General features: G+C 58.9%; 9 protein-coding genes. 5 read left to right on the top strand and 4 right to left on the bottom strand.

The features are described 5' to 3' along the window. Both Q1K49_RS09830 and Q1K49_RS09825 read left to right on the top strand, forming a co-directional pair. The coding region (locus Q1K49_RS09830) for an MFS transporter (protein ID WP_300525619.1) at positions 1-631 on the top strand (631 nt) is incomplete at its 5' end. A 283-nt stretch (positions 632-914) separates the two neighbouring features. Continuing rightward, entirely contained in the window at positions 915-1,757 is an 843-nt protein-coding gene (locus tag Q1K49_RS09825; protein WP_300525618.1) for a TrmB family transcriptional regulator, read from the top strand. 126 nt (positions 1,758-1,883) lie between these two features. Here the strand turns inward: Q1K49_RS09825 and Q1K49_RS09820 are convergent, their stop codons facing one another. Then, positions 1,884-2,342 carry a DUF2000 domain-containing protein gene (locus Q1K49_RS09820; RefSeq protein ID WP_029165704.1) on the bottom strand — a complete coding sequence of 153 codons (459 nt, stop codon included), beginning with the start codon at positions 2,340-2,342 and terminating at the stop codon, positions 1,884-1,886. A gap of 183 nt (positions 2,343-2,525) precedes the next feature. On the opposite strand from Q1K49_RS09820, the gene Q1K49_RS09815 reads away from it, so the two are divergent. Continuing rightward, positions 2,526-3,092 carry a TetR/AcrR family transcriptional regulator gene (locus Q1K49_RS09815; protein ID WP_029165703.1) on the top strand — a complete coding sequence of 189 codons (567 nt, stop codon included), beginning with the start codon at positions 2,526-2,528 and terminating at the stop codon, positions 3,090-3,092. A gap of 108 nt (positions 3,093-3,200) precedes the next feature. Here the strand turns inward: Q1K49_RS09815 and Q1K49_RS09810 are convergent, their stop codons facing one another. Then, entirely contained in the window at positions 3,201-3,443 is a 243-nt protein-coding gene (locus tag Q1K49_RS09810) for a hypothetical protein (RefSeq protein WP_300525615.1), read from the bottom strand. A 212-nt stretch (positions 3,444-3,655) separates the two neighbouring features. Between Q1K49_RS09810 and Q1K49_RS09805 the strand changes: the two genes are divergently transcribed. Together Q1K49_RS09805 and Q1K49_RS09800 are read left to right on the top strand one after the other, a co-directional pair. Continuing rightward, complete coding sequence (locus Q1K49_RS09805) at positions 3,656-4,897, top strand: efflux RND transporter periplasmic adaptor subunit (RefSeq protein ID WP_213694277.1); 1,242 nt, start codon at positions 3,656-3,658, stop codon at positions 4,895-4,897. Between the two features lies 1 nt (position 4,898). Beyond that, entirely contained in the window at positions 4,899-8,003 is a 3,105-nt protein-coding gene (locus Q1K49_RS09800) for an efflux RND transporter permease subunit (RefSeq protein ID WP_213694278.1), read from the top strand. A gap of 145 nt (positions 8,004-8,148) precedes the next feature. On the opposite strand, the gene Q1K49_RS09795 is transcribed toward Q1K49_RS09800, so the two are convergent. Then, positions 8,149-9,528, bottom strand: a complete 1,380-nt coding sequence (locus tag Q1K49_RS09795; protein ID WP_213694279.1) for an ABC transporter ATP-binding protein — start codon at positions 9,526-9,528, stop codon at positions 8,149-8,151. Continuing rightward, positions 9,512-10,010: ABC transporter permease subunit (locus Q1K49_RS09790; RefSeq protein ID WP_300525612.1), on the bottom strand; the 499-nt coding region annotated here is incomplete at its 5' end. The genes Q1K49_RS09795 and Q1K49_RS09790, both read right to left, overlap by 17 nt.

Below are 10,010 nucleotides of genomic sequence, written 5' to 3'. Positions count from 1 at the left end.
CCTCTTCGAAGCGAACCGCGTGTTCGCCTTCTCCAACCTCGCCGCACTGGTGAACTATGCGGCCACATTCTCCGTCGCCTTTCTGTTGAGCCTCTATCTCCAGTACATCAAAGGCATGTCCTCCGGCGAGGCGGGGTTGATTCTGGTGGTGCAGCCCGTGCTGCAGGCCATCTGTTCGCCCCTTTCGGGTCGTCTTTCCGACCGGGTGGAACCCCGCGTTCTCGCTTCCTCGGGCATGGGGCTCACCGTCCTGGGGCTCGGTCTGCTGATTTTCCTCGATCGGAACACGTCCCTGACCTATGTATCCGCAAGCCTGGCACTTCTCGGTGTCGGATTCGGCCTTTTCTCCTCGCCGAACATGAACGCCATCATGGGTTCCGTGGAAAGCCGCCACTACGGGATCGCCTCCGGCTCCGTGGCGACCATGCGTCTTCTGGGGCAGATGCTCAGCATGACCGTCACGGCCATGACATTCGCCATGCTTCTGGGGCATGGCGATATCGATCCTTCCCGCTACGACGCCTTTCTCCGGAGCGTCCGGATCTGTTTCTCCGCGTCGGCATTCTTCTGTTTCGTCGGAATCTGGTTCTCTCTTTCCAGAGGAACGTTGCACCATGGTCGCCTCGGATGACCGACTTTTCTTGCCCGGCGGCGAGGAAAAGGGCGATAGTGGAAGACACCGGGGTGATTTTCGGGAATTCTTTGGGTTTTTCTCGTCTTCCTCTATCATTGGACGTGGTTGCCGGGGTGTTTTTCCGACACGAGCGCACGCGTTATCGGCTGCGCGTGTCGCCGGGAAGTGCGGGTACGGGATTCAGCCCCGGAACTTTTGTTCTGTTCAGGGGTGCCACTCTTCTTTGGAGATTCCTGAGAAAGAGGTTTGCACGAGACGTGTGGGGCGGAGGAAAGCACGAATGACGTCGGAACTTGTTTCGGTGCTGAAGGAATTGAATTTCACGGAATACGAAGCAAAAGCCTATATGGCTCTCCTGAAAAACGCGCCGCTTTCCGGATATGCCGTATCGCTGCAGTCCGGGGTCCCGCGCTCGAAAATCTATGAGGTTCTCGGAAATTTGGTGACTCGGGGGGATGTCTTCGTGAACAACGAAGAGACCCCGGTCTACATGCCGTTGTCCCCGGAGGAACTGATTTCACGGAGAAGGCACGATGCGGAGCGCCGGTTGGACGTTGCGCGGGAATGTCTGAATACCTATGCCCGTTCGGTGCGTACGCTCGAGGGCATCTGGAACATCTCGGGGCGCGGGGCCATTCTGGACCGCGTTCGGGATGGAATCGCAAAGGCCGGGCAGCGTATCCTGCTGGAAATCTGGCGGGAGGACGCGGAGGAGCTTCTGCCCACGCTGCGACAGGCAAGTGCAAGAGGAGTGCGTATCGTCATCGTTTCCTACGGGGCTCTGGAGATTGACTTTGCTGAGGTGTACCACCATGACATGAGCGAGCAGATCACCTCGGAGTACGGTGGCCGGTGGATCGTGTTCAGCGTGGACGACCGGGAGGTAGTGGCGGGTATTCTCTCCCTGGGCGAAAGCAGCCGCGCCGCGTGGACGATGCATCCGGGACTGGTCATGCCCATTACCGAGGTGATCAGTCACGATCTCTACATCATGGAAATCCTCAAGGAATTTCGTGGAGTCCTGGAGGAGCGATTCGGAGCCGATCTTGTGGCGTTGCGAAACAAGTTCATGATGGACGACACCCTCAAAAAACACTACGTTCCTTCCGCCCTTCAGAAGTAACCCTCAAGCGGGGAGGTGCTCTGAAGAATTTCTCCGAAGCACCTCCCCGTGTTTCCCTCTCCGAAGGCCGTCGCGAGACTCTCCGCGATATGGAGCGGTGTCCGACGCTGCGGCCGGAATGCTCTCTCACAGGAGGCCGAGTTTTTTCGTCAGCCTGTTTATGGTGCTTTTCTGTCCGATGAGCGCAACGCCGGTGTACTCGATATCCTCGGTCTCGATTCGCGTCATGGCCTCCATGAATTCCACATAGCTCTTCGTCCGCTGTCCCTGAACCGGAAAATCCACCACATCGCATCCTTCAGCGAGGGCTTTTTCCCGGAGTTCTCTCAATTCCTCCCGAGACGCACATAACATGGGGATTCCTGTGGGTATCAGGCCCGGATGGGCGACTCCCGACGCGTCCACCAGAGGCGCACCGACGAGGACCGGATGTCGTTGTCCTGCCGTGAGAGCGATGACGGCAACGGCGTTTGCGAGATGCCCCCCCGTCAGGCTCTTGTCCATGACGAGCACACAGCGGTTCGGTTTTTCCTGCAGGGGAATTTCCAGAGAATGGCACGTGGTGACGAAACTTTTTTCGCTCATGGGTGCTCCCTCCTCGAAAATAGTAGCCACTAAGGTAGTCACTATAAAGAGCATAGGTGTTTCCCTACGCATCGTCAAGAGAGGATGTCGAGTGGTTTCTCTCTTGACAAAGGAAGAGGGACTCCGTAACATACCGTCCAGTCGGTTCAGTTGCGTTTGGTGCAACGCGAAGGAGGAACGGCAATGAGTTCCCGGGCGAACTCCCGAGACGTGATCCTCGATGCCGCGGAGACCGTGGCTGTCGAGATGGGGACGGCGAATTTGAGTCTCGATGCCGTGGCCGTGCGGGCTGGTTTCAGCAAGGGTGGTCTGCTCTATCATTTTCCGACGAAACATGCGCTTCTTCAGGCACTCATCGAGCGTTTCATCGAAGAATACGAAGAGGCGCGGTTCGAGGCGCGGAAAAGATTGCCGGATACCCCGAGCCGGGAACTGAAAGCGCACGTGCATGCCTGGAATACATATTTCACTTCGGGGCGCGAGACGGGGAGGAAAAGGATTCACGCGGCGCTCCTCGCTGCGGTGGCCCATGATTCCTCGATCATGGAGCCGCTCAGGAAAAAGTATAGATGGATCTTTGAGCAGATCGTGGCTTCCGGAGTTTCTTTCGAGCGGGCGGCGATCGTCTGCCTTGCCGTGGATGGAATCATGCATATGGATGTCCTCGATGGTCTTCCTTTCGACGAAGGGGAGGTGAAGCGGATCGTGAAGGCGCTGCTTCGCTTCGCCGGAGAGGCTGATTCGGAATAAGGCGGGTGCTCGCTTTTCGGGTATGGTTGCGGAAAAGGCGGATTGTTTCTCCGAGGGCTGCCGTACATTGGTGAGAACAATGGGATGTTCCCATGACGAAAAATTGACCTACATGTCGTCGGTCCCGGGCCCTGGATCATCAGGGTCCGGATCAAACTCCTGTCCGTCGATGGACTGGACCTCCGCTCCGACAATTTCCATAAGCTGTTCTTCCTCTGTGCGAACAAAAAAGGAGAAGTAGTCTTCTTCAAGGAGCTGATCGAACATCGCACGAACAATGCTTCCGTCCTTCAGGCGGATTTCCATGGCGGAAGCATCGTCATGCTGCTGAATGAATTCTAGAAGTTTCATTGTCACTGCCTCCTAGTGTGGATTCCCTGGATAGACGTGAGACCCAGTATCCGCCGGGATCACGATCAGCAGATTGCTTTCGACTGGTCCATTTCCGTTTTTATCATACCAGAGTCCAACCGGATGAAGGGGAAATGTTCCCGAAGAGGAAACCGTTTTCCGCCGCATGCCGGAAGATTCGGCGGAATCCGGAGCGAAAGGGAAATTGAGGGATGACGATGAGGAACGGATGGAAAAAGCGGAAACGTCTCGGTTTTGTCGTCCTGTTGTTGCTTCTGGTCAGCACCTGCGGGCTTTCGAAAAATGTGGAGCGGGCCGATTCGGAAAGTTCCGGTGATGCCCTCTCAGGCAGACCGGCGCTTCCGGAGGGGGACGACCGTGACGCCGTGATCGTCGTGCTGGAAAAAGCGGAATCCGCTCGTTTCGAAGACGTCATCAAGGTTCAGGGGAACCTGAAGGCGAAGAACTTCGCACTGGTTTCCTCCCGGACGGACAATCTCATCGAGGAAATTTTCGTCCGGGAGGGAGATCGTGTCGTGGGCGGCGAAACGAAGCTGTTCCGGCTGGACGGTCTGCGCCTCGAAAAAGAAGTGCAGATTGCTCAGCGGGATCTCCAGTCCGCCCGTTTGGGTATGCAGGAGCAGGCGGCGAACCTCCAGAAGACCGAGGTGGAGCTCCGGAAGGCCGAGGTCGACTACCGGCGCTACAAGAACCTCTACGAGGAGGGGACGGTGAGCAAAAGCGCGCTCGAAGAGCGGCAGAGTCTCTATGAGCAGTTGCTTTTCCTTCAGCGGCGCGCCAGAAGTCTCGTCGATCTCGCCAAAGAGACGGAACGAAAGGCCCTGAGCGCTTTGGCCATTGCGGAGAAGGAGCTGCGCGACGCCGTCACCGTGGCCCCCCTCGACGGAATCGTGAGTCAACGCATGGCCGAGCCGGGGGAGATGGCCGGCAAGGGAAAACCCATTCTGCGCATCGACGACGTAACGGCCCTGGAGGCATCGGCGTTTCTGCCGGGGCAGTTCTACGCCAGAGTCATTCCCGGAGAGACCATAGTGCGCATCGGTACTCCGGATTGGGGTCCCGAGGACCTGGTGGTGACGTACAAGAGCCCCGTGGTCGACACGACGCTCCGCACGTTCGAGATCAAGTGCGACATGAAGGGGGACGGTCTTCGCATCGTCCCCGGGGTGCTTGTGGACATGAGGATTGTTCTTGCCTCGCACGAAGGACTGGGTGTCCCTCTGACGGCCGTTTTGGAGAGAGGGGGCGCCAAGGTCGTCTTCGTCGCCCGCGATGGTTTTGCCCGCATGGTTCGCGTCGAGACGGGACTCGAAACGGCAGGCCGTGTGGAAATCACCGGGGGAGACCTGACATCGTCCGACATGGTGGTGGTGAAGGGACAGTTCCTTTTGAACGATGGCGCACCTCTTCGAACGCAGTCGGAGGCCCGGTAGAATGTTTCTGTCCGATGCTTCCCTCCGCCGCCCCGTAGCCATGGCGTGTCTTCTCATCGCCCTCGCCGGGCTCGGGTTCAATGCCTACCGCAAGATGGCGCTGGAGCTCATGCCCAAAATGGATGTCCCGTACATCACCGTCACAACCGTCTGGCCGGGAGCGACGCCGTCGGATCTGGAGACCGATGTGGCCAAGCGGATCGAGGATGCCGTCTCCGCCGTGGATGGCCTCAAGCATGTCACGTCCATTTGTATGGAAAACGTGGTCAATACGGTGCTGGAATTCCACCTCGGTGTGGATGTGAACGTGGTTGCCACGGATGTGAGAGAGAAGATCGACCTCGAGATGAGCAAGTTTCCCGAGGGTGTGGAGAAACCGGTGGTGCAGAAGTTCGACATCAACGCCACTCCCATCGTGACGCTCGTTCTCACGGGAGATCTTCCTGTGGACGATCTCTACGATTACGCGGACAATACGCTCAAGGACCGCCTTTCCGTCATCTCCGGTGTGGCCAATGTGGAACTTCTCGGCGGTGCAGAGCGGGAGGTGCATGTGCGCCTCGACAGAGATGCCCTCGCCGCGGCGGGGCTTTCCTCCGTGCACATTCTCCAGGCCCTTCGGGAAGGCGTGAACAGCACTCCCGCAGGACGCGTGCGCGACTACGGTTCGGAATACTCGGTCCGCTTCGACGCGGAATATGCCTCCGTGCGCGACATCGCATCCCTTCAGGTGGCGGGAAGGGACGGAGCGCGGCGTTATCTTCGGGATCTCGGCGAGGTGACTCTGGGAACGGAGGAACGGCGTACCGAGGCATTTCTCGACGGAAAACAGGGCATCAGCATCCGCATTGTGAAGAAGGCCGACGCCAATGCGGTGGAAGTGGTGGAGAACGTTCGGAACGCCGTGGAGCGGCTGCGGACGATGCTTCCCGGCGGCATGAAGCTCGTCTGGGTTTCCGACGAGGGCTCCTTCATCCAAGCCACGGTGGACAGCACCACCGGCAACATTCGGCAGGGGATTCTCCTCACGGCGGCGATCCTTTTCTTTTTCCTCTACAATTTCCGCTCCACCTTCGTGGTGGCCATCTCCATGCCGCTCACCATCGTCATCTCCCTCTTTTTTCTCAACCTGCTCGAGTTTTCTCTCAATATCTCCACCCTGCTCGCCATTGGTCTCTCCGTGGGAATTCTTGTGACGAACTCTCTCGTCGTGCTGGAGAGTGTGGTGAGCCGTTTCCGTGAAGGGATCGCGCCCTGGGAGGCCGCACGGCGGGGAACGGCCGATGTGGCCATTGCCGTCATTGCCAGCGCGGGAACGAACGTGGTGGTTCTCCTGCCCATCGGCCTCATGGGAGGGCTGATGGGGATCTTCTTTCGCCCCTTCGCGCTGACGGCGCTTTCGGTGAACCTGGTGTCCCTCTTCATCTCTTTCACGCTCACGCCCATTCTATGCGCCGTTCTTCTCCGCGCCGGGGGGCGGCAGGATTCCTTCCTCAACCGCATGGAGCGTCGCTGGAACACACTATTGCAGAAGGCCGCTGAAAAGTACGCGGCTTTTCTTCGGAGGCTTGTGGCGCGGCGTTGGGTTGCCGTGCTCTGTCTGTGCCTGGTGGCGGGCATCTTTGCCCATTCCCTGTCGCTGATGCCGCGGATCGGTTTCAGTTTCTCGCCTGAAATCGACAGGGGCGAAGTCTTCGTCAAGTTCGAATATCCCACGCGGCAGGACCTTTCGAGGAGCGTGGAGCGGATTCAGGAGGCGGAAGCACTGCTGCGCGATCTGCCGGAACTGCGACATCTCTATTCGAGCGTGGGGAAAGTGGACAGTCTGCCCGGCCAGGTCTCGGAAGGCGTCTATCTGGCCCAGATGCTCCTCAAGTTCTCGGACAAGACGAAGCGTGCGTTCGGGATGGATGATATTCTCGACGAAATACGGAGACGTCTTCGCAATTATCCGGACAGCATCGTCACGGTGAATGTCGGGGATCTCATTGGAGGGCAGAGCATGCCTGTGGAATTGGAGGTCGCCGGGGAAGAGTTCGTCGAATTGGACCGCATCGCGTCGGCGATACAGGAAATGGCGAAAGGTCTTCCGGGATTCGTCGATCCCGACACGTCCGTTCGGGAGGGAAAACCGGAACTTCGTGTGATCCCGCGACGGGCCATCCTTTCCGACAGCGGCATGTCGCCCCAGTCCCTGGGGGTGCTTCTCCGCGCGAATCTTGAAGGAATCAAGGGAGGGGTCTACCGCAGCGGAGCACGGACGTTCGACATTCGGGTGAAACTTGCGGAACGGGAAGGCAAGAAACAAGTGGAAGAGTTTCAGATCCCCGGCTCCTCGGGGATGCCGGTCATGCTCGCAGGGTTCGCCGATATCGAGGAACGTCGCGCTCCCGTGCAGGTCACCCGCTCCGACAAACAGCGCGTGGCGAAAGTCTTCTCGAATCTCCTGCCCGGAGTTCCCCTCGGTACGGCGGGAGAGATGCTGACGAATGGCATCGTCCGCAACGGGCTGCTTCCTCCAGGGTACGAGGCGCGTCTCCGCGGGGACTATGAACGCATGGGCGATGCCGGAGCGGAGTTCGGAGAGGCCATGGTGCTCGCGATCTTTCTTACCTATCTGACCCTTTCGGCGATCATGGAATCCTTCAAGCGCCCTCTCTTGATTCTCGCCACGATTCCTCTCGCCCTGATCGGCGTTCTGTGGGCGCTCTTTCTGACGGGGGAGAGCATGTCCATTTTCGTCCTGCTCGGAACGGTCATGTTGGTGGGCATCGTGGTGAACAACGCCATCCTCGTGGTGGATCGCATGCAAACTCTCCGCGCGGGGGGCGTGGAAAGCAGGGAAGCCATGCTCCAGGCTCTGGTGGATCAATTCCGTCCCGTGGTGATGATTACCCTGGCGGCGGTGCTCGGCATGCTCCCCCTGGCGATCGCACGGGGTTTGGGAAGCGAACTCAACAACGGCATCGGAATCGCCTCTGCGGGAGGGATTGCCATCTCGGGCATACTGGCCCTCTTTGTCGTGCCGCTGATACATCTCGTGGGTGCTTCTGTCCGGAGCGATCTCATGTCCCGTTTCAGGAAGCAAGCTCCCGTCGACTCGTGACGAAAATCTTGGAAAGGCGCAATTCCTGTCGGGCCTGAAAGGCCCTGTTTCGCCCACTCCTTCCCAGACGAAAAGCGCCCCTGCTTAACGGGGGCGCTTTTCCTTCGCTTTTTTCCTGCAGCAAGACCTTCACTTGTATGCGGTCCTAAAGAACGGCGATGTTTTGGGGAGGTACGGCGAAACGGCAGATCGCCCCCTCCTCAAAGGAGTTCTGCGGAAAATTTGCGGGAGCGCATTCTATCTGCCACTGTGTTCCCGCCGTCTCGACGGTGAGGCGAAGTATGCCCCCTAGATGTATCGACTCCACGATGTGTCCCTCGAAGAGATTCGTTTCAAGGAACGGGTCCACAGGAGCGTCAGGATGAATCAGTTTTATGTCCTGAGGGGCGACGAAGACCGCGGCGGTCCGGCTGGTTTGCCTGGTTTTTCCGAGCAGCGCGTAGAAAGAATCGCTCTCGTCGTTGCAAGGAGAGGAGGCGAGGAGTCTTTCGGAAGTGATTTGCAGGGTTCCGCCCTCCCAGGAAAAACGGGGGCCTTCTGAAGAAAGGCGGAGCTCCCCCCGGAGAAATGTTCCCCACCCGAGAACTTTCCAGTGGAGTTCCGAAAGAGGAGTCCCCCAAAGCTTTTCCACGGGGAGTGTCCCCGCGAAACGTCCCTCCGTGACGAAGGTCATGCGATCCCCGAGGGCGCACACATCCTCCACGGAATGCGTCACGTACAGCATGGGGACACCGGTCTCGCGCTGAAGTTTCCGGAGTTCCCGCCGCAGATTGCGACGGACCGGCCCGTCCAGGGCGCTGAAGGGTTCGTCGAGGAGCAGCAGATCCGGCTCCGGAGCCAGTGCCCGTGCCAAAGCCACGCGTTGTTGCTGTCCCCCGGAGAGTTCCGAGGGGAAACGGTCCTCGAAATGCGCCATACCTAGGCGGGAAAGCCAGAGGCGAGCCTGTTCCCATTCGCCGTGGCGTGGTGGTTTCTTTCCGGGTCGGGAAAAAATCTCCCGCGCTGTCTCAAAAAAGTACTTTCGGAATGGTTTTGCCGGCACAGGGGCGGTCCGTGCGTTTTCGGAACGCTCTTTGCCGATACCGTAGGCGACGTTTTCCAAAACGGTGAGGTGGGGAAAGAGGGCCAGATCCTGAAAGACCATGCCTATTCGCCGTTTTCCGGGAGGAACGCAAACATGATTTTCCGTATCGAGGAGAACTGTGTCATCAAGGACGATGCGCCCTCTCTCCGGGTGTTCAAACCCGGCGAGGAGGCGTAGGGTGAGGCTTTTCCCCGCGCCACTCGGGCCGAAAAGCACGGTGACCTCCCGATAAAGGTCGAGTTCGGCGTTGAGCTGGAAAGTCCCTTTCCGGAGGAATGCCCGTGCCGTCAGCGTCGGAAAGGGCGGCGTGTCCTGGCGTTCTTCCCCAGGCGTTGACGTGGCTCCTTCGATTCGGGACGCCATTTCTTCCGGTTCTGAAAAAGCCCGTGTCTCCGGCTCGAGCGGGAGCACGGATGGGGTTCCATCAGCGGGAAAGTTCATGGCGCCCCTCCTCGAGACGATGGACCGTCAAAAGACAGACCGATGCGACGAAGACGAGAAGCAACGCCGCCGCGTGGGCTCCCGAAAAATCCATCATCTCCACCCGTCCGTAGATGTAGAGTGGAAGCGTCTGGGTTCGTCCCGGCATGTTGCCGGCGATCATGAGAGTGATACCGAATTCCCCCAGCGCTCTGGCCGCAGCGAGAGCCATTCCTGCAAAAAGTGACCGCCGGGCCAGAGGAAGGGAAATGCGAAAGAAGACACGCCATTCCCCGTCGCCGAGAGAGCGTGCGGCGTTCTCCAGATTCTTCGGAACGCCCGCGAAACCTGTTCGGGCCCCCGTCACCGCCAGAGGCAACGCTGCTGTGAAGGCGGCGAGCATGGCCGCGGGGAGGGTGAAGAGGAGCTTCATTTCCCGGAGCAGTGGTGTTTGCCCGAGCAGAAAAAGCAGATACAGACCCATCACCGTGGGAGGCAGGACG

It is taken from the genome of Aminiphilus sp. (assembly GCF_029975095.1).
GTDB lineage: Bacteria > Synergistota > Synergistia > Synergistales > Aminiphilaceae > Aminiphilus.
This window is presented reverse-complemented; position numbering and strand designations above follow the sequence as displayed.

Excerpts from the sequence above, each read along its gene's own strand:
- Q1K49_RS09825 (WP_300525618.1), top strand. The coding sequence starts at position 915 with ATGACGTCGGAACTTGTTTCGGTGCTGAAGGAATTGAATTTCACGGAA.
- Q1K49_RS09820 (WP_029165704.1), bottom strand. The coding sequence starts at position 2,342 with ATGAGCGAAAAAAGTTTCGTCACCACGTGCCATTCTCTGGAAATTCCC.
- Q1K49_RS09815 (WP_029165703.1), top strand. The coding sequence starts at position 2,526 with ATGAGTTCCCGGGCGAACTCCCGAGACGTGATCCTCGATGCCGCGGAG.
- Q1K49_RS09810 (WP_300525615.1), bottom strand. The coding sequence starts at position 3,443 with ATGAAACTTCTAGAATTCATTCAGCAGCATGACGATGCTTCCGCCATG.
- Q1K49_RS09805 (WP_213694277.1), top strand. The coding sequence starts at position 3,656 with ATGACGATGAGGAACGGATGGAAAAAGCGGAAACGTCTCGGTTTTGTC.
- Q1K49_RS09800 (WP_213694278.1), top strand. The coding sequence starts at position 4,899 with ATGTTTCTGTCCGATGCTTCCCTCCGCCGCCCCGTAGCCATGGCGTGT.
- Q1K49_RS09795 (WP_213694279.1), bottom strand. The coding sequence starts at position 9,528 with ATGAACTTTCCCGCTGATGGAACCCCATCCGTGCTCCCGCTCGAGCCG.